This is a genomic window from Paenibacillus sp. NPDC058174, assembly GCF_042883865.1.
Classification (GTDB): Bacteria; Bacillota; Bacilli; order Paenibacillales; family Paenibacillaceae; genus Pristimantibacillus.
Genome location: NZ_JBHVUY010000001.1, coordinates 237,204 through 261,478, shown reverse-complemented (window position 1 = coordinate 261,478; position 24,275 = coordinate 237,204). Strand labels below are relative to the sequence as shown.

23 protein-coding genes are annotated in these 24,275 nt (G+C 49.9%); 3 read left to right on the top strand and 20 right to left on the bottom strand.

Translation table 11 applies throughout. The features are described from left to right. Window positions 1-40 precede the first annotated feature (40 nt). Entirely contained in the window at window positions 41-997 is a 957-nt protein-coding gene (locus tag ACFVVF_RS01160) for a DUF4184 family protein (protein ID WP_387804628.1), read from the bottom strand. A gap of 27 nt (window positions 998-1,024) precedes the next feature. Continuing rightward, window positions 1,025-1,567, bottom strand: a complete 543-nt coding sequence (gene lepB / locus ACFVVF_RS01155) for a signal peptidase I (protein ID WP_387804626.1) — start codon at window positions 1,565-1,567, stop codon at window positions 1,025-1,027. Between the two features lie 157 nt (window positions 1,568-1,724). On the opposite strand from lepB, the gene ACFVVF_RS01150 reads away from it, so the two are divergent. Further along, on the top strand, window positions 1,725-2,927 hold the full coding sequence (locus tag ACFVVF_RS01150) for an MFS transporter (RefSeq protein WP_387804624.1): 1,203 nt from the start codon (window positions 1,725-1,727) through the stop codon (window positions 2,925-2,927). A 5-nt stretch (window positions 2,928-2,932) separates the two neighbouring features. On the opposite strand, the gene ACFVVF_RS01145 is transcribed toward ACFVVF_RS01150, so the two are convergent. Together ACFVVF_RS01145 and ACFVVF_RS01140 are read right to left on the bottom strand one after the other, a co-directional pair. Then, window positions 2,933-4,708: an ATP-binding cassette domain-containing protein gene (locus tag ACFVVF_RS01145; RefSeq protein WP_387804622.1), complete on the bottom strand. Its 1,776-nt coding sequence runs from the start codon at window positions 4,706-4,708 to the stop codon at window positions 2,933-2,935. After that, entirely contained in the window at window positions 4,705-5,547 is an 843-nt protein-coding gene (locus ACFVVF_RS01140) for an ABC transporter ATP-binding protein (RefSeq protein WP_387804620.1), read from the bottom strand. Before ACFVVF_RS01140 ends, ACFVVF_RS01145 begins: the two co-directional genes overlap by 4 nt. A gap of 125 nt (window positions 5,548-5,672) precedes the next feature. Between ACFVVF_RS01140 and ACFVVF_RS01135 the strand changes: the two genes are divergently transcribed. Further along, a complete protein-coding gene (locus ACFVVF_RS01135) occupies window positions 5,673-6,290 on the top strand; it encodes a biotin transporter BioY (RefSeq protein ID WP_387804619.1) in 618 nt (205 codons plus the stop codon). A gap of 375 nt (window positions 6,291-6,665) precedes the next feature. Here the strand turns inward: ACFVVF_RS01135 and ACFVVF_RS01130 are convergent, their stop codons facing one another. The 4 genes from ACFVVF_RS01130 to ACFVVF_RS01115 all read right to left on the bottom strand — a co-directional run bounded on the left by ACFVVF_RS01130 (window position 6,666) and on the right by ACFVVF_RS01115 (window position 10,754). After that, window positions 6,666-7,829, bottom strand: coding sequence for an iron-containing alcohol dehydrogenase (locus tag ACFVVF_RS01130; protein WP_387804618.1), 1,164 nt, complete (start codon window positions 7,827-7,829; stop codon window positions 6,666-6,668). A gap of 74 nt (window positions 7,830-7,903) precedes the next feature. Further along, the gene (locus ACFVVF_RS01125; protein ID WP_387804616.1) at window positions 7,904-8,392 is read right to left on the bottom strand and encodes a YlbF/YmcA family competence regulator; all 489 of its coding nucleotides are present in this window, start codon (window positions 8,390-8,392) and stop codon (window positions 7,904-7,906) included. A 24-nt stretch (window positions 8,393-8,416) separates the two neighbouring features. Continuing rightward, complete coding sequence (gene miaB, locus ACFVVF_RS01120) at window positions 8,417-9,985, bottom strand: tRNA (N6-isopentenyl adenosine(37)-C2)-methylthiotransferase MiaB (RefSeq protein WP_387804614.1); 1,569 nt, start codon at window positions 9,983-9,985, stop codon at window positions 8,417-8,419. 181 nt (window positions 9,986-10,166) lie between these two features. Continuing rightward, complete coding sequence (locus ACFVVF_RS01115; protein ID WP_387804613.1) at window positions 10,167-10,754, bottom strand: TetR/AcrR family transcriptional regulator; 588 nt, start codon at window positions 10,752-10,754, stop codon at window positions 10,167-10,169. Between the two features lie 263 nt (window positions 10,755-11,017). Between ACFVVF_RS01115 and ACFVVF_RS01110 the strand changes: the two genes are divergently transcribed. Continuing rightward, window positions 11,018-11,881 carry an SDR family oxidoreductase gene (locus tag ACFVVF_RS01110; protein ID WP_387804611.1) on the top strand — a complete coding sequence of 288 codons (864 nt, stop codon included), beginning with the start codon at window positions 11,018-11,020 and terminating at the stop codon, window positions 11,879-11,881. 117 nt (window positions 11,882-11,998) lie between these two features. On the opposite strand, the gene pduL is transcribed toward ACFVVF_RS01110, so the two are convergent. From pduL to ACFVVF_RS01050, 12 genes are all read right to left on the bottom strand, one after another. Beyond that, complete coding sequence (pduL, locus tag ACFVVF_RS01105; RefSeq protein WP_387804609.1) at window positions 11,999-12,574, bottom strand: phosphate propanoyltransferase; 576 nt, start codon at window positions 12,572-12,574, stop codon at window positions 11,999-12,001. An 84-nt stretch (window positions 12,575-12,658) separates the two neighbouring features. Continuing rightward, complete coding sequence (locus tag ACFVVF_RS01100) at window positions 12,659-13,525, bottom strand: 2-oxoacid:ferredoxin oxidoreductase subunit beta (protein WP_387804607.1); 867 nt, start codon at window positions 13,523-13,525, stop codon at window positions 12,659-12,661. Between the two features lies 1 nt (window position 13,526). Beyond that, window positions 13,527-15,260, bottom strand: coding sequence for a 2-oxoacid:acceptor oxidoreductase subunit alpha (locus tag ACFVVF_RS01095; RefSeq protein ID WP_387804605.1), 1,734 nt, complete (start codon window positions 15,258-15,260; stop codon window positions 13,527-13,529). Between the two features lie 231 nt (window positions 15,261-15,491). After that, entirely contained in the window at window positions 15,492-16,436 is a 945-nt protein-coding gene (locus ACFVVF_RS01090; protein ID WP_387804603.1) for a dipeptidase, read from the bottom strand. 108 nt (window positions 16,437-16,544) lie between these two features. Continuing rightward, the gene (locus ACFVVF_RS01085) at window positions 16,545-16,805 is read right to left on the bottom strand and encodes a stage V sporulation protein S (RefSeq protein ID WP_005550495.1); all 261 of its coding nucleotides are present in this window, start codon (window positions 16,803-16,805) and stop codon (window positions 16,545-16,547) included. Window positions 16,806-16,984: 179 nt separating this feature from the next. Further along, the gene (locus ACFVVF_RS01080; protein ID WP_387804602.1) at window positions 16,985-17,779 is read right to left on the bottom strand and encodes a TIGR00282 family metallophosphoesterase; all 795 of its coding nucleotides are present in this window, start codon (window positions 17,777-17,779) and stop codon (window positions 16,985-16,987) included. A 92-nt stretch (window positions 17,780-17,871) separates the two neighbouring features. Beyond that, on the bottom strand, window positions 17,872-19,413 hold the full coding sequence (rny, locus tag ACFVVF_RS01075) for a ribonuclease Y (protein WP_042160613.1): 1,542 nt from the start codon (window positions 19,411-19,413) through the stop codon (window positions 17,872-17,874). Window positions 19,414-19,595: 182 nt separating this feature from the next. Further along, window positions 19,596-20,270, bottom strand: coding sequence for a regulatory protein RecX (locus ACFVVF_RS01070; RefSeq protein WP_387804600.1), 675 nt, complete (start codon window positions 20,268-20,270; stop codon window positions 19,596-19,598). A gap of 73 nt (window positions 20,271-20,343) precedes the next feature. Continuing rightward, window positions 20,344-21,402 (bottom strand): recombinase RecA, encoded by a 1,059-nt coding sequence (recA, locus tag ACFVVF_RS01065; protein ID WP_387804598.1) that lies wholly within the window; start codon window positions 21,400-21,402, stop codon window positions 20,344-20,346. 224 nt (window positions 21,403-21,626) lie between these two features. Then, on the bottom strand, window positions 21,627-22,883 hold the full coding sequence (locus ACFVVF_RS01060; RefSeq protein ID WP_387804596.1) for a competence/damage-inducible protein A: 1,257 nt from the start codon (window positions 22,881-22,883) through the stop codon (window positions 21,627-21,629). Between the two features lie 87 nt (window positions 22,884-22,970). Next, entirely contained in the window at window positions 22,971-23,546 is a 576-nt protein-coding gene (pgsA, locus tag ACFVVF_RS01055) for a CDP-diacylglycerol--glycerol-3-phosphate 3-phosphatidyltransferase (RefSeq protein ID WP_387804595.1), read from the bottom strand. A gap of 229 nt (window positions 23,547-23,775) precedes the next feature. Further along, on the bottom strand, window positions 23,776-24,267 hold the full coding sequence (locus ACFVVF_RS01050; RefSeq protein WP_387804593.1) for a YajQ family cyclic di-GMP-binding protein: 492 nt from the start codon (window positions 24,265-24,267) through the stop codon (window positions 23,776-23,778). Window positions 24,268-24,275 lie beyond the last annotated feature (8 nt).

Below are 24,275 nucleotides of genomic sequence, written 5' to 3'. Positions count from 1 at the left end.
ATCATTAAATCCAGCTAAACGCAGAGCCGGACTATATTTTTTACCCGTTTGACTTCGTGTTTAAAGGGTTGGCTGCGGCACTGCAAAGTATGAGTGAGAGCGATAACAGCCAGTGGAAAACAATCCATTCTGCAGCGCCTGCACCGTTTATGAGTCGAAACCAGACGCTTCCTCCAATAATAGCGAGCAGCAGTATCAGGCCTGCAGCGGTCAACGCTGTACGGCCGTTTTTCCGGGCGAGCTGCAGCAGCGCAATACAGAACCACGCGAAAAACATGGAAGTAAACGGAGCCACGACCCACATGTTGAGAAACCATGGATCGGGAGCTAAAGCCAGCTTAAAGATAAACAATGCCGCTCCGATACCGGCACCATATAAAACAAACGGAGCATACAGCTTGTCACGTTTTGCGCTGTGAGTGTGGTCAGCTTCTTCTTGTTTCTTATCGCGCATGAACCACCTTATCCATTTGACTATTAACCAAAGTGCAGGAACAGCAACTCCCAGCAGCGACAAACCCAGCTGCAGCAAATAATAAACGCCGTACGGACCTACTCTCTCCAGCAAGGAAGGAACGCGCAGCACAAAATAACCGTAGCGGTGCGTCCAATTGTCGACAAAAATATGAGTCAAGTAACCGATAAAAGCAGACAACACGAACATCGCCCAGCCCGCGTATGTAAAACTCGAATAAGCCGGTGAAGGGCGTTCTGCATACTCACGCGCGAATCGCTCCATTCCCCCGGCCGACGGCATAAAAGCCGGCAGCGCCGGCTTTAGTACACGATGATATGCTATAGCAATTGCAATGCATAACGGTAAGCCAAGCAGCATAAATCCAGGCAAGGAATGTCCGATCGAGCGGAAAGACTGCATCGCAACAAAATATTCCATATCCGGCGCCATGCTGCCCAGTACAAGTCCAGTCAGGCTAAACGCCGGAATTACTTTTTTCAATGGAGCTGCAAACAACGGATGCGATAATGTAAACGGCATTACAATCCCCTTTCAATAACCTTGCGCTTAATACACGTTGCCGAATTTATCAATCGGCCAGATACGATATACCACCTTTCCTTCAATACTGGAAAAAGAAATCGGTCCAAGCGAGCGGCTGTCTTCGCTATGCTCACGGTTGTCGCCCATTACAAACAGCTTCCCCGGCTCAACCTTGTACGGGAACTGGATGGAGCTGGTCGTCGTCATTCCTTTGACATACGGCTCATGCGTGAGCTCGCCATTCAGGTAAACCGCGCCGTCCCTTACGTCAATTTCGTCACCGGGAATGCCGATCACTCTTTTTACGAGCCGCAATTCGCTTTCCGGGCCTTTGATAATGACGATGTCACCCCGCTGCGGATGCTTGAAATGGTAAGACCACTTGTCTTCGATCAGACGTTGTCCGGCGACGAGCGTATTCTGCATGGAGATGTTATGTACTTCGGACTGCGCATACACATAGTTTTGGAACAGAAAAGCGAAAACGAGCGCTAAACCGAGAGCTACCGTCCACTCCCGCAGCTCCCTTTTCCATCCCTTTTTTGTTACTTGGACTTGTTCTTCCATCCGAAAGCACCCCAATTTCCATTAGAATAGACAGCAAATTCATTCAGACCATAGCTATATACGAGTAATTCGTTGCAGAAGTTTCCAATTCCTTCTCTTAATTTGACGTGACAGCATAGGCCCGCTCCATTAAAGTAGGAAGTGGAGGGGAACATTCATGATCGCATCATCTCGAAAGCAAAGGCTTTTGTTTACTTCGATTACTTTATTGTACTGGATTTCTATGTATGCCTATGTCCCGACCTTATCGCCTTACTTAAGCACACGCGGGCTATCGCTTCAGCTCATCGGCATCGTGCTTGGCAGCTACGGCTTCGTTCAACTGCTGATCCGCTTTCCAATCGGCATCGCCTCCGACCGGCTCGGCAAACGCAAGCCGTTTATCTTACTGGGCATGCTTGCAGCAACGATCAGCTGCCTGCTGTTTATTGTGCCGGGCTCATGGCTGCTTCCGCTTGGCGGCAGGGCCGTTGCGGGCATTAGCGCGTCCGCTTGGGTCGCCTTTACCGTGATGTACGCCAGCTATTTCGCCCCCGGCGACGCCTCTAAGGCGATGGGCAACATTAGCGTAATGACCGTTGGCGGCCAATTAATCGGCATGATGATCAGCGGCTGGTCGGCCGAAGCATTAGGCGATGCATGGCCTTTTCTAATCGGAGCGTTTCTGGGCTTGACCGGGCTGCTGCTGGCCTTGATGCTTAAAGAGCCGGAGAGCGCCCTGCGCCCGAACGGGAACGGCATGTCGTTCGCCATGATCGGCCGCGTTATCCGGACGAAAACGCTGCTCCAAGTGTCGCTGCTGTCCGTCCTTGCGCACAGCGTCCTGTTCATTACAATGTTCGGGTTTACACCGTTAAAGGCCAAAATGCTGGGAGCCGGCGGTTTGGAGCTCACCGGCATCGTGCTTGCCTTTATGCTTCCGCATGCCGCAGCGTCAATGTTTACAGCCAAATCATTCGCTCCCCGATTCGGCAATTGGACGACGATCGGCGCTGGCTTCCTGCTCAGCGGAATTTGTACGGTCGCGATGGGCTACTCACCGTCCCTCCTAGTGCTGGGACTGACGCAAGCCGTCAACGGATTTGCCCAAGGCCTTCATATCCCGCTGCTGCTTGGACTCGCTATCCGCGATGTCGATCTGTCCGGCAGAGCGACTGCGATGGGACTCTATCAAGCGATTTATGCGGCTGGCATGTTCGCAGGTCCGTTTCTGGCAGGCTGGCTGAATGAAGGCTGGGGCCTTAACAGCGGCTTTCTGTTTGGCGGCTCGCTTGCAGCTATTGCCATCTTATTATGTCTCGGATGGCAGCGAAGCGAGAAACGCCGTCAATTGAAGCCGCAGGAGCAAAAGGCCGTCTAAATCATTTATAATACGGTTTTCAAATAAAAGAGAATTGCTGCCGACAATAGTGCGGCAAGCATAAGCAGTACGTCGCCCGTCTTGAATCGCAGTGTGAAGCCTCGCGTCGGCTTTCCGTCCGGACTGCCGATGCCTCTCGCTTCCAGTGCATCAGCCAGCTGTTCAGCCAGCCGAAGCAGTGACCGGATATAGGGAATGACGACGGGAAACAGCATGGATACGGGCAGCGAACCCAGCTGCGATGTCGCCTTCCCTCTTGCATGGGCGATTGTCGCAAAACGCTGCCATTCCGAGCCTAGCAGCGGAATGAAGCGGAAGATGAGCGTCACCGTCAGGGCGGCGGAGCGGACCGGCACCTTGAAGCGGCCCAGCCAGCCAAACGTTTGCTCGATAGCCCGTTGGACGCGCAGCGGCGTGACCATCGCCAGCATAGGCAGGCCAAGCAGCATGACGATTAACAGCCCGCTGAACTTCAGAAGCGTAAACTCCGCATTCGGCCACTGAAAGCCAAGCGGCTTCAACTGAATTCCGGCAATAAAAGCGATTGCCGCAATCATAATACTGTAGGCCCGGATCACCTTCATCCAGGGCCTTATTTGCGCGCGAAGCGGAAATAAGGCTAACCCGGTTAAGAGCGCTGATGCCGCAATGCCCGCCCACCTGCCTTGCATCAATATCGCAGCAGCTAACAGCACGTACGACAGAATGAGCGCGCGCGGATCGAAACGCGATGTCAGTCCCGTTGCGCCGATAATATTTTGATGCAAACCGGGAGGCACTTTCGCCGCTTCCTGCACTCGATGATTAGATATGAGATCTCCAGAAAGGACTTGATGACTCGCAGCTGTAACTGTTGATGCTGCTGGCTGCACTAAACGCGTTGGCATAATCTCTTTCATGCCCTCCTGAGGGCACGCCGCAAACTGTGACGCCAGCGACCCGGCAAGCTCACTTGGACTTGGCCAAAGCTTCATGCCGCCGCTTGAGCGGGGGACATCAATGCTCGCATTCTGCAGCTCGGCCAACACTCGCAGCGCCTGCGGAGCGGCGCCATCAGACAGATGTGCTGCTGCCCATTCCGCCGCCGGTACCCCCTGGCGCAATAATCCGTCCTCCATGACGGCCACCTCATCAGCAATTGGCAGCAGGGCATCCAAATCATGTGTCGATATGACGGCACCGCCTCCCGCTTCCCGATGCGCTTGAAGCACGTTGAGCAATTGGCTAATACCCGCCGTATCCAGGCCGGACGTCGGTTCGTCGAGCAGCAGCCATTTGGGCTCGCAAGCAATTAGACAAGCAAGCGACAATCTGCGCTGCTGACCGCCGCTCAGCGTCCAAGGATCCGCATCCGCCAGCTGCGACGGAAGGCCAGTTGCCTTCATCGCCTTTCGAATGCGGTCTTCCTGTTCCGCTCCTGTCAGCTTGTATGGCTTTAAGGAGAAGCGAAATTCTTCACTTGTCTTTGGAGCGAACCATTGCGACTCCGAATGCTGCAGCGCAATTCCGGTATTGAGAAGCACGCTGCGGTTCAGCCGTATTTTGCCGCGTTTGCCCTTCTCCCACAGAGAGCTGCCCCCAAGCGCAACGCTCCCTGACTGGAGCGCTCTAAGCCCTGCCATCGTCTCCAGCAGTGTTGATTTTCCTGCTCCATTGGCTCCTACAAGCAGTGTAATCCGGCCTTGCTGGAAACTGCCGTTAATCGGACCGATGATTCGTTTACTTCTCTGTTCGACAACAGCATCCACCGATGCATCTTTAAAGGTCCAATTTCCGCTCATCGGCTATGCACCGCCTTTGCAAGCGCAGCGGGCGTAAGCGGCAAAGCCGCCAGTTGTACGCCAAGCTTCTCAAGCTCCCATACGGTTTGAACGACATAAGGCGCTTCGAAGCCCAGCCTTTCACAGACGCTTTCCCCTGCTCCGCCCCGGACATAGAAGCCTTCGGCAGCGCCATCGAATACGATCTCTCCTTGCTCAAGCGCAACTACCCGATCGCCCTCCCTCAGCTCATCCAGCTTCTGTGTAATCCATATAACAGCAATCCCCGAGCGGTTCAGCTCGCGGACGATTTCATGCACATGAATCGCAGCTTCGGGATCCAGCATCGCTGTCGGCTCATCCATTAGCAGAATAGGCGCTTCCACCGCCAGGCAGCCTGCGATGGCAACCCGCTGCTTTTGCCCGCCGGACAATGTGCCAACCAGTTGATGGGCACGATCAAGCATTCCGGTCCGCTCCAGCGCTTGAGCAGCCTGTTCAGCGATAAGCCCGTCTTTTAAGCCATTCTGTTCTAACATAATGATTAGATCCTCAATAGGCGTAGCACCAACCATGGACGCTTCCGGCTGCTGCATAACGATAGGCGCTTTGATTCCGCTTCTGGCCGCCAAAGCGTCTCCCCAGTTCAAATACCCGCTTGCCTCTCCGGCTTGAAAACCGGCAATAAGCTTGAGCAGCGTACTTTTCCCGCTTCCGTTCCTCCCTATTAAAGCGATCCATTCTCCTTCTTCTACACGCATATGTATGTTTTTAAGGATAGCGGCTGACTCTTCTTGCTCGCTAACGGCAAACGGCCGAACCGCAACATCAGTTAACTGCAATAATAAATTTCTTTCCAAAAAAATTCACCTGACCTCTTCCACAAAACGGCTAGCTGTGCTACAATCCGATTTGTTAACCTAATAACAATGATAAACGGTTAACATATAACTTGGCAACGAAAAAATGAAGGAGTCGATTTACTATGCGTTCTACCAGCAACGTACGCAACCTTGTATTCATCGCATTATTCGCCGCTTTATTCATCGCTATGAGCTCTATTGAGCTTAGACTGGGCCTGCCCGTCCCCATTACGCTTCAGACGCTGGCTTTGACGCTGGCAGGAGCTTTTCTCGGACCGCGCAACGGCTTTTTATCCATTCTTATCGTCCTTGCGCTAACCGCAACAGGCCTGCCCCTTCTTCATGGCAAAGGCGGCATCTCCTATCTGGTCGGAGCGACAGGCGGCTTTTTATTTATCTTTCCGTTCTGTGCCATGCTGATCGGCTTCGCAACCCGCTACATATTTAACAATGAGAAGCTCCGGGCCAATCGGACGGTTACTTTTATCGCCCTATTCATTGCATTTGAACTGTTCGGCTCTCTGATCTCCTACGTGGCCGGCGTTCCTTGGCTGATGCATGTGACTGGCCTTGGCTTCCAAAAAGCGATGGCAGCAGGCTGTTACCCGTTCTTGCTTGGCGATGTCATTAAATCATTCGCAGCAGCTGTTCTAACCGTCTCATTAAAACCATACATCCTGCGCATTCAATCGTCAATGAAGGGCAAATCGCTGCAAAGCGCTCCTAATTCGAATCTATAATTGAAAAAGCGGAAAAAACAGAGAAATGGCGGTGCAGGGAGATCCCGGCACCGCCATTTTATATTTTCGCCAATGTTATCCGACAATCAGCCAGTTGTTGCAGAGTTACAAATTAAAATGTAATAATGCAGGCTGTTAGCAGATAAATCGGAGATTTATTGCTTCAAAATGCAAAGATGCAGGTTGAATTGCCTAAAACCTCCCTAAAAGGCCGAAATAACGGAATTCAACTGTACTTCTACATTTTGATCGTCATTTAGGGCGTTTAGAGGCTTGTCAAAATGCACTTTTGCATTTTGTCCCACATCTGGCTCGCTAGCACTTAGCGCACTATGCCTGCTTTATAAAAGCCGGGCAGTCCCCATCGTATGACGCTTACAGCGACATCCTGTAAATCGCGATGACATCTTCCTTCGTCAGCTTGCGGAAGCTGCCGCGCGTCCCGCTGCCGGTTACCTTCTCCGCCATTTCCTCTAAGCGGCTGTCGTCAATATCATAATCGGCCAGTCTGGACGGCGCACCGATTCCGTTCCAAAACTCGCGCAAGGCATGAATGCCTTCCTCTGCGATCTGCCGGTCTGTTTTCCCCTCTGTGCTGACGCCAAACACATTAACCGCAAACTGCCGGAAACGCGTCACGTTGTCATCCAATACGTAGGTCATCCAGTTCGGGAACAAAATCGCCAAGCCGCCGCCATGGGGGATGTCGTATACGGCCGAAACCGCATGCTCCATATCATGATTAGCCCAGTCGCCTGTGATGCCCATCGACAGAAAGCCGTTCAGCGCCATCGTTCCGCTGTACAATATCGTCTCCCGGTATTGCAAATTGGTCAAATCGTCTACCAGCAGCGGAGCCGTGGCAATGACCGCACGCATGATGGATTCGCAAAAGCCGTCTTGAACCGGAGTGGCCGGATCATGATGGAAATACTGCTCGAATACATGCGCCATCATATCGACCATGCCATAAACGGTATGATCCTTTGGCGCACTCGCTGTAAAAGCAGGATCGAGAATAGAGAATGCTGGCGATACGAACGGGCTGCCCCAGCCATGCTTCTCTAGTGTTTCTTCATTAGAAATAACCGAACCGGCATTCATCTCCGAGCCGGTAGCAGCAAGTGTCAATACCGTGCCTAGAGGCAGAGCGGCCTGAACATAAGCCTTCTTCGTAATGACGTCCCAGAAATCGCCGTCGAACTTAGCTGCGGCCACAATCGCCTTCGCGCAGTCAATCGTGCTTCCGCCGCCAACCGCCAGAACCCAATCTACATTCTCCTTGCGGCAAAGCTCCGCACCGCGGCGGACCGTCGTAATACGGGGGTTAGGCTCTACACCGGCCAGCTCCGTCACGACACAGCCTGCTTCGCTCAGCTTTTCCAAGACTTGCTCGTAAAGTCCATTGCGCTTGATGCTGCCGCCTCCATAGACGAGCAGCACGTTGCGGCCATGTTTTGCCGCTTCTGCGGGCAGATGCTTCAACTGCCCTTGTCCGAAATAAAGCTTTGTAGGGTTAACAAATGTAAATGGGTTCATCTCTATACACTCCTTTTAGATGGTTATAGGGGAAGAAGCGCTTGTCCTCATCGGACAAGCGCTTCCCTGTTCTATTAGTCGCATTCTGCCGGTGCTTCCACCGATGCGGACTCTACATTAATTTTTTCCGAAACGGTATCGCGAATGATCGATACGACAAGCTGCAGCAAATAGTTGATGTCCGTCTGGCTTTGTTGAAACTCGGAAACGATTGGAATACCGTCGAGCTCGTCCTGGAGCGTTTCCATTTCGCCTTCGATTTTTTTCACCATATTTTCGTTTTTAAACGTTGTCTCGAAAGCGACAAGCTCTTTTTGTTTTTTCTTAATTTGTGCAATCAAGCCTTGAACGCGCGTATTGCCTTGAATTTGATTTTCCGCACGGCGATAGTGCTGCACTTCCTCCGAAGTGAAGATGAGGCCCGCCAGCTCCTCCGCTTTCTCCATAATATCTTTGCGCACGATCAGATCGCGGGTATTGAACTTCGGAATGCCGCAGCCGTCCCCATGCTCGTGATCATGTTGATGGTCATGCGAATGAACGGCGTTCTGTTGCTCTGACATTGTGATCTCTCCCCTGTTTTATCGTTAAGATACAGCCGGATGGCTGACATCGCGATTTAATGCTTCTGCTTTAATATACCATGTTTTGGCTTCCGTTACCCTAGCTTGTACGAATTGGCCGATCCATTCTGCCGGACCCTCCAGATGAACAAGCTTATTCGTGCGCGTGCGGCCTGCCAGAATGTCGGGATTGTTCTTGCTTTCGCCCTCAATCAGCACTTCGACAACTTCGCCCTTCAGCCGTTCATGGCTCTCGCGGCTCATCTCCGCCATCAGACTGTTCAAACGCTGCAGACGCTGCTTCTTAACCTCTAGTGGCACATTATCAGCCATCTCTGCGGCAGGCGTCCCTTCACGCGGCGAATAGATGAACGTATAGGCCGAATCATAGCCTACCTCGCGAACCAGGGAAAGCGTATCCTCGAATTGCTCATCGGTCTCTCCAGGGAAGCCGACGATTATATCGGAGGTCAGCATCGCATTCGGAATCGCTGCCTTAATCTTGCGGACGAGCTCCAAATAGGACTCTCTCGTATATTTGCGGCTCATCCGTTTCAAAATTTCCGTGCTGCCCGACTGTACCGGCAGATGGATATGCTCCACCAGATTGCCTCCAGTCGCCAGCACTTCGATCAGATGATCGTCGAAATCACGCGGATGGCTCGTCGTAAAGCGTACGCGGGGAATGTCGATCTTCGACATGTCTAGCATCAAATCGCCAAATCGATATTCGATATCTTCAAAATCTTTGCCGTAGGCGTTAACGTTTTGCCCCAGCAGCGTAATTTCTTTGAACCCTTGGCGCGCCAATTCCCGCACTTCTGCGATGACGTCCTCCGGCCGGCGACTCCGTTCCTTGCCCCTTGTGTATGGAACGATGCAATACGTGCAGAACTTATCGCAGCCGTACATGATGTTAACCCAAGCTCGCATGCCTTCGCGCTTCTTCGGCATATTCTCGATAATGTCGCCCTCTTTGGACCATACCTCGACGACTAACTCTTTACTGAAGTATGCATTTTGCAGCAAATGCGGCAGACGGTGAATGTTGTGCGTGCCGAAGATCATATCGACAAACGCATGCTTTTGCAGGATACGGCCTACAACCGATTCCTCTTGCGACATGCAGCCGCAGACGCCGAGGATGAGACCCGGCTTCTCCTGCTTCAGCACCTTCAAATGGCCAAGCTCGCCAAACACCTTGTCCTCGGCATTTTCACGAATCGCACATGTGTTGAGCAGAACGACATCAGCCTGCCTGCGGTCCTCAGTTGCCTCATAGCCCATCTGCTCGAACATGCCCTTCATCACTTCGGTATCATGCTCGTTCATTTGGCAGCCATAGGTTTGGATCAAATAAAACTTGCCCTTGCCCAGAGTTTGCAGCTCCTCCGGAATTTCAAAGTCATAGTGGACCTCGATATCCGATTTGCCGCGCTTCTTCTCCGCTTTATGATCTGGAGCGGCATTGATCTGAATGTTCCGCCCCTTAATTCGATAAGTTACCTTGCCATCCTCTTCGCTTAACACTTTCGCATCGGAGAAATCGAAATATTTGGAGTAATCCTTCGTGTTTGTCTCCTTCGTCCCCATATAGTCTCCCCTTCCTCATCTATATGTTCAACTCATCAAATCATTGATTTCACTTCTCCATCAAAAAATTATACCATTTTGAGGAGTAGATTTCTATTTCTCAATTTGGTCAATTAAATAAAATGATAATGAAAATAACTTACCATTCATGCAAGAAACTTTATCCTTCTGTTATTTATTTTTATAGATGATTATTTACCATATACAAGAGGTTATTAAAATGGAGTTCACTCAACTGTTCTATTACTTCCTCAACCTCCAAATTCTCGTGGTCCGCCACCCACATCGTAATTACCCCAACCAGGCCAGATATCATATACTCAAGGCTCATCATTATGTTTCTATTTAGATCCTGATGGCCAGTATCGTCAAGGACAAACTTTTTTATTGTGTTTTTCAGATAAATCGAAGAGTTAGGATAACCGCTTGGACTCAACATGGCTTGAAAAAATATTATATTAGTTTCAATAACTTCAAACATGTTTCTCAAACTTGAACGAAGCGTTTCCTTATCCATTTTGTGCATGTTGCTCATGTTCATACGAAAGGAAACCGTTAATTTTTCTACGCTCTCTAGACACAGGCTTTCCATAAGAGCAAGTTTATCTGAATAATGCAAGTAAAAAGTATTTCGATTAATCATGGCTGTGTCCGCAATGTCCTGAACGGATATCTTTTCGTATCCTTTTGTTTGAATTAATGACAAGAACGCTTCTTTAATCGCTTTTTTTGTCTTTAAAATACGAAGATCGACTTTTTCCTTAACCATCTATATACCCGCCATTTCATAAAGATAATAGTCAATTAATTAGCATCTGACTATTAATTGTCATGTTGATAAATATCGACCATTGTATGAGTTAATTCTACGTTTTAAAATAAAAATCGTCAAATGGAGCAGCACGCTGCATTGGAGCTTTTGCTTAAAAGGAGGTATCTACATTTAAAATTTAAACTGTATAATTATCGGAATATTCTTTCATCTTAAACCCCCATTTGGCAAAAAGAACGAAAATAAGGAGTGCATAGATAATGATCTTAGTAACTGGAGCAACTGGCAATTTGGGAATAGCGGCAATCAATCATTTGTTGACCAAGATAGAACCTGAGAATATAACAGCACTGGCGAGAAATAGAACTAAAGCGGCCTCGTTTGAAGAAAAGGGGGTTAACATACGGTTAGGAGAATATGATGATATTAATTCTCTGGAAAAAGCAATGCAGGGGGTAGATAAGGTACTCCTGATTTCATCAAACGATCAAGGCAAGCTTCTTCAACAGCATAAGAACGTTGTAGATGCTGCTAACAAAGCAGGTGTAAACCACCTGATTTATATCGGATCTGCAGTAAAAGAGTTCGAATCCTCAACTTTACACACCATGCTGGAACCGCATTTCCAAACAGAGGATTATATTAAAGAAAGCCAAATACCTTATACAATTTTACGTAACACGATTTATGCAGATGCCCTTCCAATGTTTCTAGGAGACAATGTATTTGATACAGGCATCTATTTGCCAGCAGGAAACGCGCGCGTTCCGTTTGCGCTCCGCAGGGAACTTGGTGAAGCGGCTGCTAACGTTAGCTTACAGCCTAATCACGAAAATAAAACTTATGTGCTTACTGGAAGCCAGCATTACAGCTTTGAAAATTTGGCGGAAATTCTTTCGGAAATCTCAGGGAAAACCGTAAACTATATTAATGCTGATTTGAAATCTTTTGAGGAAACACTGCGAAGCGCTGGTGTGCCCGAATATGCAATCTCTGCACTTTCAGGTTACGTCACAGACATGAGAGAGGGGCGTTATACGCTATTAACCAACGATCTCGAATCGATTCTGGGAAGAAAACCATTATCGTTGAAGGAAGGTCTTAAAGAAATATACTCCAAGTAATATAGCCGCTGTTCGGTGTACAGCTAAGAGAGTCCCTAACGTAAAAAAGTGAAAAGACGGTACTAGGATGGCGATCCTGGTACCGTCTTTTCTGATTTTCAGTCGATTGCCAGCTATCTAGTCAATAATCTCTCCGGTTGAGCCGTTCGCAACTCCCGCTGCATTCGCTTCATCCGTATCGATATGCATGTCAAGTGCAAAATCAGGCGACACCCGCGCGATTACCTGCTCGAATACGACACCGCGCTCTCCGCCATAGCGTACGCGAAGCAGCTGCTTGTCTTGAATGCCCCAGCGCTCTGCATCGCTTGTATGGAAATGAATGTGACGAGCGGCAACGATTACGCCTTCCGCAATTGTCACTTCGCCTTTAGGTCCTCTCAATGTTACGCCGGCAGAACCAGCGATATTGCCGGATTCGCGAAGCGGCGGGTTCACGCCGATCGAGAACGCATCCGTACGGGATACTTCCAGCTGTGTATTACTGCGGGCAGGGCCCAAGATGCGCACTTTAGGAAAAGTACCCTTCGTCCCGATCACCTCTACCGTCTCGTTAGCTGCATATTGGCCTGGCTGGGACAACGGCTTCATCTCCGTTAACGTATAGCCTTCTCCGAATAAAATTTCAACATGCTCCTGCGATAAATGAATATGTCTAGCCGACACGCCAATCGGCACCAATTTCTGTTCCATTTCTGTCAACATCCTCTCTGGTTAGTTATGTAATTGGAAGAAATAAGCATGCGGCAGGTTTTTGCCGCATGCTTATCATAACATTTACTTGAATTCGGCTACAAGTTTATTGAAATCCGCTTCGGAAAGCGTCAGATCCTGTTTGGACAGCGACTCCTGCTGGAAGCCGGTAATCATATCCTCATAGGATTTGCGTTCTTTGTTTTGATAGATAAGTCCGGTCAGCATGCCTTCTGTTTCCATAATTTTATTCATCGCTGCCATACGATTGGAAGGATCGTAATCCGGGAACTGCTCCAGGTTGACGATATGCTCCTTAAACCAGTCATAGGTGTTGATCTTATTGAAGGTGACGCAAGGGCTGAACACGTTGATCAGGGAGAAGCCTTCATGCTTAATTCCCTCTTCGATCAGGCTGGTCAGCTGCTTCAGGTCGCTGGAGAAGGATTGCGCAACGAAAGTCGCCCCTGCCGACATGGCGATCTCAAGCGGCGATAGCGTCGATTCAATCGAGCCCTCCGGCGTCGACTTGGTCTTGAAGCCCTCGGCGCTGCGCGGCGAGGTTTGACCCTTCGTCAGTCCGTAAATTTGGTTGTCCATGACGATATACGTAATATTGAGGTTGCGGCGGATCGCATGAACGGTATGACCCATCCCGATAGCGAAGCCGTCGCCGTCGCCGCCTGAGGCAATAACAGTCAGCTCGCGGTTAGCCAGCTTAACCCCTTGTGCAATTGGGAGCGCGCGGCCGTGAATGCCGTGCAGCCCGTAAGCGTTAATATAGCCTGAAATACGCCCGGAGCACCCGATACCGGAAATAACAGCAAGCTGTTCCGGCTCCAGCCCCACGTTTGCAGCAGCGCGCTGAATAGCCGCTTGAATCGAGAAATCGCCGCAGCCCGGGCACCAGTTCGGTTTGACATTGTTGCGGAACTCTTTAAAAGTTGCCATCTTAGACCAGCTCCTTGCAAGCTTGATATACTTCAGAAGGCAAAAACGGGTTGCCGTCATATTTAAGCTGGCTGTTGATTTTATCTGCAAAGCCAACATTCATTTTAATTTGACCTGCAAGCTGTGCCGTCGCGTTGTTTTCCAGGACGACCACCTTTTTCGCCGCTTGCAAATAAGGAAATAGCTGCTCTGTCGGGAACGGATGAATCTGACGAACCGTAATATGATTCGTTGTAACACCGTCTTCCCCCAGCCATGCTCTCGCTTGATCAATCGTGCCGCCTGTAGAGCCCATGCCGATAATAAGCAGCTCCGGCTCGGCGTGAGGCGCGTCGACGCGAATCGCTTCACGCACTTGCAGGTTGTTCAGCTTGTTCAGACGTTTATCCATCATCCGCTGACGGTTAATGGCACTCTCGGAAGGTCTGCCCGTCTCGTCATGCTCAACACCGGTCACATGGTGTATGCCGTTCTTAACGCCCGGAAGCACGCGCTGCGAGACGCCATCCTCCGTAAACTCATAGCGCTTGAACAGCTCGTGCTGAGCCAGCTCTGGCGCTTCCGTTACGAGCTTGCCGCGGTTGATCTGAATTTTGTTCAGATCCAGCACATCGCAAGACTGCTTGCCCAGCGACAATTGAAGATCGGTCATGACGATTACAGGCACCTGGTACTGCTCTGCTAGGTTGAAGGCTTCAATCATATCGTAGAAGCAGTCTTCAATGGATGCCGGAGCGATTACGATTTTCGGAATTTCACCATGCGTGCCGTATACCATTGCGTTCAAGTCGGATTGCTCCTGCTTGGTCGGCAGGCCGGTCGAAGGGCCGCCACGCTGCGTATTAACGATAACGAGCGGCGTTTCTGTCATCCCTGCAAGACCGATAGCCTCCATCATGAGCGACAGGCCAGGACCCGCGGAGGCGGTCATCGTACGTACGCCCGCGTAATTCGCGCCGATTGCCATCGTTACCGCCGCAATCTCATCCTCAGTTTGAACGACAGTGCCGCCGAATTTAGGCAGCTTTTTAATTAAATATTCCATAATTTCCGATGCCGGCGTAATCGGGTAAGCGGACATTAAGCGGCAGCCTGCAGCTACGCAGCCGAGTCCAATCGCTTCATTGCCGATCATGAACAGCTTCTGCTCCCCGTCGGCTTCATCCAGCTTAAAGGCGTCCAGCGGGCCGCCTGCTTGCTCTAATACAAATTCAGCGCCGTGCTTAACGGCCTCGATATTTTTCTCTACGACAGCCGGACCTTTACGGCCAAACTCCTCTTCAACCGCTTTATTGAATACTTCCAGCGGCAGTCCGAGCAAAGCCCAGGAAGCGCCTGAAGCGACCATATTTTTCATTAGCGAGGTTCCGAGCTCCTCGGCGATCTTCGTAATCGGCACTGCAAATAACCTGGCATCGACCCCTTCAGGTATAACCGGGTTGAATTTGGCATCTGCCACTACAACGCCGCCAGCGCGCAGTTCCTTTGCATTCAAATCGATGCTCTCTTGGTCAAATGCGACCAATATGTCCAAATCATCGGAAATCGCCCGAATCGGTTTCGTACTGATGCGAATTTTATTGTTCGTATGTCCGCCTTTAATACGGGATGAAAAATGACGATATCCGTATAAATAATAGCCTAGACGGTTCAGAGCCGTGGAAAAGATCCGGTCGGTGCTTTCTACACCTTCGCCCTGTTGGCCCCCGATCTTCCAAGACAATTGACTGATCAAAATGCCCATCTCCTCTTTTTGATGGCCTACGCCGTATACATGAATGAATGATTATGGGTTGAAATATAAGCATAATTATGAGGTAGAGCTTATACCTGCTTCTAGCATCTTAATAAACATTCACAACAAGTGTAAAGGGGAGATTAACAAATTGCAAGATGTAAACGCTTAATAAACGATAATGATTTTCGATTAGTATCATAACAGAAGAAGATCAGAGCATTTGCCGGATTAATCCGGTAAATGCTCTGCCAGAAAGGTCAATGCATTGCCTGCAAAAAAAGCTTCCGTTTGCCGTTCCGTATATCTTTTCAGCAGCGCATCACGAAGGTCTTCCACCTGACCGGGATGCGTCAAGCCTTCCACATAATGATCGATGCCGTCAAAATCCGAGCCGAACATCAGATGATGCTCGCCCCCAAGCTCGCATACATGCTCGACGTGGCGCAGCACATCATCTATCGTCACTTTTTCCCCGCCTGCAACGAAATATGGAACAAAGGTTATCCCTACTCTGCCTTGCAGCGCGATGATTGCTTTAATCTGATCATCCGTCAAATTCCGGGGATGGTTCATAACGGACTTACTGTTGGAATGCGAGGCGATAATCGTCCTGCTCGCCAGATCTGCCGTATCCCAGAACGCACGCTCCGACAAATGGGACACGTCTACGATGATGCCCAGACGGTCGCATTCCTTCACAAGCTCTCTCCCTTTAGCAGTTAAGCCGCCCCCGCGGGGCTCCATCACGCCGTCCGCCGCCCAGTTCGCGTTATTCCAGGTTATTCCCGCCGCACGTACGCCGAGCTCGAACAGCACTCTCAGCAGTGACAGATTGCCCTGCAGGCCGTCAACCCCTTCCAGTGACAGCATCGCGCCGATCTTGCCGGCAGACAGGCAATGCTGCAAGTCCGATTTTGTTCGAATGAACTGCATGTCCGGGCATGTCATCACTTTTTCATTAAACAAGTCGATGCTCTCCAGAATCGGTACGATGGAGCCGTTCAGATGCTCCGGTATGTAGATCGCAAACGTTTGCAGCACAGTTCCCGCTTGCTTCAGACGCTCATAGGATACGTCCAGCTTGCCCCCCTCATTATAGAGAAAAGTAAGCTCAGGCTGTACTAACAGCTTGGAGAGTACATCACAGTGAAAATCAGCAATTGGCATATTCATTCACCTCACCTATAAGTATTGCTTCTCGACAAAGCAAAAAACCTGTCTACAACGTAAACAGGTTCAACAATTCAAGCGGAATGCCCGAAGCAGCCGGTTCAAAGAATGCTACCTTGGTTCAACGATGAGCTTTATCGCCGTTCGGTCTTCGCCATCGATCACAATATCTGTAAATGCCGGCACACAAATCAAATCCACCCCGCTGGGCGCAACAAAACCTCGAGCGATCGCAACTGCCTTTATCGCCTGGTTCAATGCACCAGCCCCGATAGCTTGTAATTCAGCGGCGCCGCGTTCACGCAAAACTCCGGCCAGCGCACCTGCTACGGAATTTGGATTGGACTTTGCTGAAACTTTTAATACTTCCATGAAAAAGGACCTCCTCGGGAATGATGGATGGATTCCACTATTAAATAGTATTCGAGAGAGGTTAAATAATTCCTGCTTTTATTGCGCGACTTTACCGACTGTTCTGAATTGTATGACGATTCATAGTTTCAAAGAATCGGTTTGACGTTTTCTTGGAAGCATTATTAGCTTGCGAAAAGCTACATAAGAAGCCATTCATCTTCTGTAAGACGAATTTTTTGCAGCTTGACCGCTTTTCCTGTCGCATCATCGAGCTGTACGGATACACCGTGCAAATGCCAATGTCCTTCGTCAACAACGAAACGTGTCGGCAGCTGGGTCATAAATTTATGAAGCACCGCATTGCGTTCCATACCGAGCACGCCGTCGCGCGGGCCTGTCATGCCAACGTCCGTTAAGTATGCGGTTCCTTGCGGCAAAATACGGTCATCATTCGTCTGTACATGGGTATGCGTACCGACAACGATCGAAGCTTTGCCGTCCAAATGCCAGCCCATCGCGATTTTCTCAGAGGTTGCTTCGGCATGGAAATCAACGAGAATATGATTCGTCTCTTCCTTCGCTTGCTCAATCAATTCGTCGGCTTTGCGGAACGGACAATCAATTGGCGGCAAAAACGTCCGGCCTTGCAAATTGATGATCGCCAGCTTCTTGCCGTTAGCTTTAATCAAAGCCGCGCCTTGTCCCGGTGTTCCTTCCGGAAAGTTGGCCGGGCGAACGATTCTTGGTTCATCATCTATCCATTCAAAAATATCTTTATTGTCCCAGGTATGGTTGCCCATCGTAATGCCATGCACGCCCCACTCGAAAAACTCTCTCGCAATGGAAGCCGTAATGCCTCGGCCGGCAGCGGCGTTCTCGCCGTTTACGATAATAATATGCGGATTGTATTTGCTCTTTAACGCCGGCAGTACCCGCTTAAGGGCAGCCCGTCCGACACTTCCTACAATATCTCCGATAAATAATACGTTCATTGCTTGCGTCACTCACTTTCTGTTACCCGCATAGACGGGAAAAGTGGCTGACAGGCAGCCACTTTTCCGCAAAGCCATATTTAATTGTTGCTTTATTTCGCATATTCGACCGCGCGTGTCTCCCGAATAACCGTAACTTTAATATGTCCCGGATAATCAAGCTCGCTTTCGATCTTCTTCGTAATGTCGCGTGCCAGACGGAACGCTTCCGTATCATCAATTTTCTCCGGTTGCACCATTACGCGGACTTCACGTCCAGCTTGGATGGCGTACGACTTTTCAACGCCTTCAAACGACTCCGAAATGTCTTCCAGCTTTTCAAGCCGCTTGATATACGTCTCGAGCGTCTCGCGACGTGCTCCTGGGCGAGCTGCCGACAATGCATCGGCGGCGCCAACCAGCATCGCGATAACCGATGTCGCCTCCACGTCGCCGTGGTGGGACGCAATACTGTTGATAACAACGGGATGCTCTTTGTATTTCTTCGCTAGTTCTACGCCGATCTCCACATGGGAGCCTTCAACCTCGTGATCAAGCGCTTTGCCGATATCATGCAGCAAACCTGCACGCTTCGCGAGCGTAATATCCTCGCCCAGCTCGGCAGCCATCAATCCGGTCAAATAAGCAACTTCCATGGAATGCTTCAGCACGTTCTGACCATAACTTGTCCGATATTTCAAACGGCCCAAAATTTTGATCAAGTCCGGATGCAGACCATGAACGCCAACCTCGAACGTAGCTTGCTCCCCGTATTCGCGAATACGTTCATCCACTTCTTTACGGGATTTTTCAACCATTTCCTCAATGCGTGCAGGATGAATTCGTCCATCTGCAACAAGCTTCTCAAGAGAAGTACGGGCAATTTCCCGTCTAATAGGGTCAAAACCAGACAGAATGACCGCTTCCGGTGTATCGTCGATAATGAGATCGATACCGGTCAAAGTTTCCAACGCGCGGATATTCCGTCCTTCGCGACCAATAATGCGGCCCTTCATCTCTTCGTTCGGTAACGAAACGACCGATACCGTCGTTTCAGCCACATGGTCAGCCGCACAGCGTTGGATAGCGAGAGAAATAATGTTGCGCGCTTTCTTGTCTGCTTCTTCCTTCGCCTGCTGCTCAATCTCTTTGATCATCTGAGCTGTTTCCTGACGTACTTCCTGCTCTACATTAGATAAAATGATCGATTTCGCATCTTCCATCGTCAAGCTCGAAATGCGTTCAAGCTCGCTAAGCTGCTGCTTATAGATGGAATCAATTTGGTCTTGTGTCTCATCGATCCGTTTCTCTTTGTTGGCAACTAGCTCTTCTTTGCGTTCTAGCGCTTCTAATTTTTTATCCAGCGACTCCTCTTTTTGGAGCAAACGTCTTTCTTGACGCTGCGTTTCATTGCGACGCTCGCGAATGTCTCTCTCAGCTTCCGTACGGAGTTTGTGGATTTCGTCTTTTGCTTCCAGTACCGTTTCCTTTTTCTGGGCTTCCGCTTCTTTCTTTGCATTCTCTACAATGACGACAGCAGCTTGCTCAGCGCTGGAAATTTTGGCTTCGGCAATCGACTTTCGAATAAAATAACCAATCCCAAAGAAAATAACGCCAACAACGAGACAGATCAACACGATCCAGATAGGGTCCATCTTGTTCACCTCCTCGTTGCATTCACCAAGGCAAAAGCTTGGGATGATATTAAGTTTTAGCCGGTTTTCATACCGATTGATCTTCTAACAATTTGACGAAAATTATCGCTTCAAATCAACTTTTGGAAGGAAAATTGATCTGAAATAGAAGGAATACATGTTCATTTTATCTTTTGATAAAATCAATTGTCAAGCAAAAGCCCATCTTCCTCGTCGTCCGCTTCTGCCTCCGCCTGTTCCATGACCGATTTTACCGCATCCTTAACGATATCTCCGGGAAAACCTCTTCGCAGCAAAAATCCCACCAGCTTGCGCTTTCGGTCTATCGGGTCGCCCTTCAGCGAGCGCCATTTCTTTCCTGCCGCTTTCACTGCCGCTTCCCGTTCCGTTTCCTTGTCAATGGCATCAGCAGCATCGGCTGCCGCCTGCTTCGACACGCCCCGCTGCTGCAGTTCCTGCTTGATCCAGCGGCGGCCTTTGCTGGCATACTTGATACGCTGCGCAGCAAATTGCCGCGCATACTCTTCATCATCCACAATATGCTCGGATTCTAAACGTTCGACAACCGAAGAAATATGCTCAGGCTCGAACTCCTTGCGCTGCAAATATTGTTCGATCTGCTTGCTCGTTCGCGGTTTGGCACCCAAATAAGCAACCGCCGTTATGTAGGCGCTGTATCGGCTGTCTTCATCCCGGATTGCCGCCAGCTCATCTTCTGTGAAGGTATGACCCTTCAGCAACTGATGCCGGATCAGTATATCTTTATGAACGGTTAGAAGGGGCTCCTCGCCCTCCCCATGTATGTGATAGCGGCTGCGATTCTTGCGATCCTGCTTCACCGCTTGAATCTCGATCATCAAATCCCTCGCTTTGTCTCAAAAACAGCATCGCCGTCCCCTGAAGGACGGCGTAGGTTACTGCTATTTCGTATTAATCATCCAGTTCGGATTCATCAAAATCATCATCATCGTCTTGCGATAACGTTTCAACTGGCTGTGCCGTAGCCGATAAATTGCTCGCTTCGCGAATTTGCTTCTCGATAACGGCAGCAATTTCTGTATGATCCTTCAAGAACTGCTTCGCATTCTCCCGGCCTTGGCCGAGACGCTCTCCGTTATAGGAGAACCATGCGCCGCTCTTCTGTACGATATCCATTTCCGTACCGATATCGACAAGGCTGCCTTCTCTGGAAATGCCTTCGCCGTACATAATATCGATCTCTGCTTGCTTAAACGGAGGCGCTACTTTGTTCTTCACGACTTTAATACGGGTGCGGTTGCCGACCATATCATTGCCTTGTTTAATCGTCTCAATCCGGCGTACATCAAGACGTACGCTGGAATAGAACTTCAATGCGCGTCCGCCTGGCGTCGTCTCCGGGTTGCCGAACATAACGCCGACTTTCTCACGCAATTGGTTGATAAAGATCGCAATCGTCTTCGATTTGCTAATTGCACCGGACAGCTTACGCAGCGCTTGCGACATCAGACGCGCTTGCAGACCTACGTGCGAATCGCCCATGTCGCCTTCAATCTCCGCTTTCGGAACAAGTGCCGCAACGGAGTCAATAACGATAATGTCAACCGCACCGCTTCGTACGAGCGCTTCTGCGATTTCAAGCGCCTGCTCGCCCGTATCCGGCTGCGAGAGGAGCAGGTCGTCAATGTTGACGCCCAGCTTGCTCGCATACAAGGGATCAAGCGCGTGCTCAGCATCGATAAAGGCAGCTTGTCCGCCAACGCGTTGCACTTCAGCAATAGCGTGCAGCGCTACCGTCGTCTTACCGGAAGACTCCGGTCCATAAACTTCAATTACACGGCCTCTTGGCAATCCGCCGATGCCAAGAGCGATATCTAAAGCAAGCGAACCGCTAGGCACGATCTCTACTTGCATATGGGTGGATTCCCCTAATTTCATGATGGAGCCTTTACCAAATTGTTTCTCAATTTGACGTAAAGCCATTTCCAAAGCAGCGCGACGATCCGACAAGCTACTCACATCCTTCTTCATTTATAATGTAATGATACCTTGTTTTTTCCTCGTTGCCAAGTCTTTTTTCGAACATACATTCGTCTTTTTTTGTCCGACGCCTCCCTCCCGCTCTATATAAGCAAAAAAAGAACCGCAGCAAAGTAATCTTCGCCACGGTTCTTCCGTCATATTGACAATTATAGACAATATCCGGAATGAAAACAATCCTTTTTTGGATAATGCTAAGATTCATTCTGTGACAAGGCTTGCCACAGACGATAGAGCGCTGCCTTAACCGCCCTTACCCGAATGATCGAACGGCTGCCGCTGAGATGCGTCGTATGGACATCCGTCTGCTTGCCTCGCTCTGCTATGGCGAAATAGACGAGCCCGACGGGCTTTCCTTCCGACTCTGCCGGACCCGCCACTCCGGTAAGTGAAATCCCGAAGTCGCTGTCGGCAATTTCGCGAATACGCTCCGCCATCAGCGCCGCCGTTGATTCGCTAATGGCCCCCGGCGCTCCATCGCCTTCGAGCTGCGTCATCGGTATGCCCAGCAATTGATGCTTCATCACGTTCGTATATGTCACAACCCCGCCGGCAAATTCTCCGCTGCTGCCCGGCACATTTGTCACAAGCTCGGCAAACAAACCTCCGCTGCAGCTCTCTGCGCTCGCCATCGTGCGTTTGGTTGCCCTCAGGAGCCTCACGACAGCCTCCTCCAGCGGAATATCCTCCTGCGCGTACAAATGCTCGCCTACACGATCCTTGACCGCCTGAACGGTTGCGTCGATTTTACGAAGAGCCTCCTGCTCCGTTGCGGCCTTGGTCGACACCCGGATGGCGACCTCTCCTTCTTTCGCATAAGGGGCCAGTGTCGGGTCGCTCTGTCCGTCAATCAGATCCAGAAGCTTCGCCTCCAGATTGGATTCACCAATACCGGCAAATCGGAGCACCCGCGAATAGAGCGGCTGGCTCTCGCCCAGAGCTTGCCGAATCCACTCGCGTCCGGCTCCCTCCATCATCGGTTTCATCTCCCGGGGAGGCCCCGGCAGCAGCAAATAATGGGTGCCGTCGGCACTCAATCCATTGCCGACCGCTAGTCCGGCTTCATTAAATAAAGGGTCGGCTCCGTCAATCGTATGGGCTTGGCGCTTGTTGCTTTCCACCATATGAATGCCGCGCGAGCTGAACAGCTTCTCGATTTGCTCCATCGACGGGGCGTGAATGGACATGCCGCGGTTCAAGTAAGCAGCCAGTACATCCTTGGTGAGATCATCCTGGGTTGGTCCAAGACCGCCTGTAAAGACGAGCAGGTCTGCTCTCGACCTGGCCGTCTCGATAGCCGACCGGATCCGCCCCGGATTATCGCCCACTACTGTCTGATAATAGACGTCGATACCTAGCGCAGCGAGCTCCTGCGATAGAAATTGAGCGTTCGTATTCACAATTTGCCCCAGTAATAGCTCCGTGCCGACTGCGATAATTTCTGCTTTCATGAAAATGCCCCCTGCCCGTTATTTGAATGGAAAAGCACCCTCCCTTCACGGGAAGATGCTTTGTTTGGCGAAATGCGGCGGTATATGTTATTGAACCGGAATCAAGTGCTTGTTCTTGACAAAATAGTCTACTCCGGAGTAGACGGTAATGATAACCGCTGCCCAGCTGGAAATAATGTCAAACGGAAAATCGATGAAATGGAATGGGAAGTTGTTAAGAAGCAAAGAGATGATCATCGTAATTTGAATGGCTGTCTTCCATTTGCCCCATTTGCTTGCCGCCATTACGCTTCCTTCAAGTAAAGCAATTTGGCGCAGGCCGGTAACGGCAAATTCACGGCTAATGATGATGATTGCCATCCATGCAGCGAGCTTATCCATTTGCACGAGCGAGATCAATACAGCTGCAACGAGCAGCTTGTCTGCCAATGGATCAAGCAGCTTGCCTAAATTGGTTACGATTTTGTTCTTCCTTGCAATATAGCCGTCCAGTCCGTCTGTACTTGCCGCCACGATAAAAATAATTGCCGCTATAATCTGATTGTATGTAATTTGATAGTCACTGAATGCGAAATGCGGCAAATTGAAATTAACGAGCAAAAACACCATAATGATCGGTACTAAACAAATTCGAACGATTGTTATCTTATTTGCCAGGTTCATGCGGATACCTCCCGGGCAAAAGCCGCTTGCGAGCTCATACCGCTGTTCATGTTGATTGTGTAACCTAACTGTAACTGTTCTCTCATCTGTGCGTCCCCCAGCTCATATCCGAAAAGCTATAGTCAAGTATAATACACGCTTAATCCGCATGTCAAAAGCGAGAGCATCTGCGCTATAAACGCCGTTGTCTCTCGCTTTTCGCCCGATTAGTGCCCTCTCCCGAAGCGCATTAACGGTAGTTCGTAAACTGAAGCTCCACCTTGAGATCCGCTCCGCGAAGCAGCGCCATTACAGCTTGCAGATCATCCCTGCTTTTGCCGGATACACGAATCTGGTCGCCTTGGATCAGGCTTTTGACTTTCAGCTTGGAGTCCCGGATCAGCGTATTGATTTTTTTGGAATGCTCCTGATCAATGCCTTGGCGCAGCTTAATGCGCTGGCGGACCGTATGTGCCGATGCGGATTCGACTTTACCGTAATCCATATTTTTAATCGGCACGCCCCGTTTAACCATTTTCGATTGCAAAATATCGAGTACACTGTTTAATTTGAACTCATCGTCCGATATAATAACTAGCTCTTCTTTTTCCAGTGCAATGCTGCTTTTGCTTCCTTTGAAATCGAAGCGTGTCTCGATCTCGCGCTCCGCTTGCTGAATCGCATTGTTCAGCTCTTGCATATCTACCTTGGAAATAATGTCAAACGAACTTTCGGAACTCATGTACGCAG

Excerpts from the sequence above, each read along its gene's own strand:
- ACFVVF_RS01080 (WP_387804602.1), bottom strand. The coding sequence starts at position 17,779 with ATGAACGTATTATTTATCGGAGATATTGTAGGAAGTGTCGGACGGGCT.
- lepB (WP_387804626.1), bottom strand. The coding sequence starts at position 1,567 with ATGGAAGAACAAGTCCAAGTAACAAAAAAGGGATGGAAAAGGGAGCTG.
- ACFVVF_RS01125 (WP_387804616.1), bottom strand. The coding sequence starts at position 8,392 with ATGTCAGAGCAACAGAACGCCGTTCATTCGCATGACCATCAACATGAT.
- pduL (WP_387804609.1), bottom strand. The coding sequence starts at position 12,574 with ATGGAACAGAAATTGGTGCCGATTGGCGTGTCGGCTAGACATATTCAT.
- ACFVVF_RS01085 (WP_005550495.1), bottom strand. The coding sequence starts at position 16,805 with ATGGAAGTATTAAAAGTTTCAGCAAAGTCCAATCCAAATTCCGTAGCA.
- ACFVVF_RS01100 (WP_387804607.1), bottom strand. The coding sequence starts at position 13,525 with ATGGCAACTTTTAAAGAGTTCCGCAACAATGTCAAACCGAACTGGTGC.
- ACFVVF_RS01110 (WP_387804611.1), top strand. The coding sequence starts at position 11,018 with ATGATCTTAGTAACTGGAGCAACTGGCAATTTGGGAATAGCGGCAATC.
- ACFVVF_RS01115 (WP_387804613.1), bottom strand. The coding sequence starts at position 10,754 with ATGGTTAAGGAAAAAGTCGATCTTCGTATTTTAAAGACAAAAAAAGCG.
- ACFVVF_RS01050 (WP_387804593.1), bottom strand. The coding sequence starts at position 24,267 with ATGAGTTCCGAAAGTTCGTTTGACATTATTTCCAAGGTAGATATGCAA.
- ACFVVF_RS01070 (WP_387804600.1), bottom strand. The coding sequence starts at position 20,270 with ATGATCGAGATTCAAGCGGTGAAGCAGGATCGCAAGAATCGCAGCCGC.
- ACFVVF_RS01135 (WP_387804619.1), top strand. The coding sequence starts at position 5,673 with ATGCGTTCTACCAGCAACGTACGCAACCTTGTATTCATCGCATTATTC.
- ACFVVF_RS01090 (WP_387804603.1), bottom strand. The coding sequence starts at position 16,436 with ATGAATATGCCAATTGCTGATTTTCACTGTGATGTACTCTCCAAGCTG.
- ACFVVF_RS01145 (WP_387804622.1), bottom strand. The coding sequence starts at position 4,708 with ATGAGCGGAAATTGGACCTTTAAAGATGCATCGGTGGATGCTGTTGTC.
- ACFVVF_RS01130 (WP_387804618.1), bottom strand. The coding sequence starts at position 7,829 with ATGAACCCATTTACATTTGTTAACCCTACAAAGCTTTATTTCGGACAA.
- miaB (WP_387804614.1), bottom strand. The coding sequence starts at position 9,985 with ATGGGGACGAAGGAGACAAACACGAAGGATTACTCCAAATATTTCGAT.
- ACFVVF_RS01150 (WP_387804624.1), top strand. The coding sequence starts at position 1,725 with ATGATCGCATCATCTCGAAAGCAAAGGCTTTTGTTTACTTCGATTACT.
- rny (WP_042160613.1), bottom strand. The coding sequence starts at position 19,413 with ATGGACCCTATCTGGATCGTGTTGATCTGTCTCGTTGTTGGCGTTATT.
- pgsA (WP_387804595.1), bottom strand. The coding sequence starts at position 23,546 with ATGAACCTGGCAAATAAGATAACAATCGTTCGAATTTGTTTAGTACCG.
- ACFVVF_RS01060 (WP_387804596.1), bottom strand. The coding sequence starts at position 22,883 with ATGAAAGCAGAAATTATCGCAGTCGGCACGGAGCTATTACTGGGGCAA.
- ACFVVF_RS01160 (WP_387804628.1), bottom strand. The coding sequence starts at position 997 with ATGCCGTTTACATTATCGCATCCGTTGTTTGCAGCTCCATTGAAAAAA.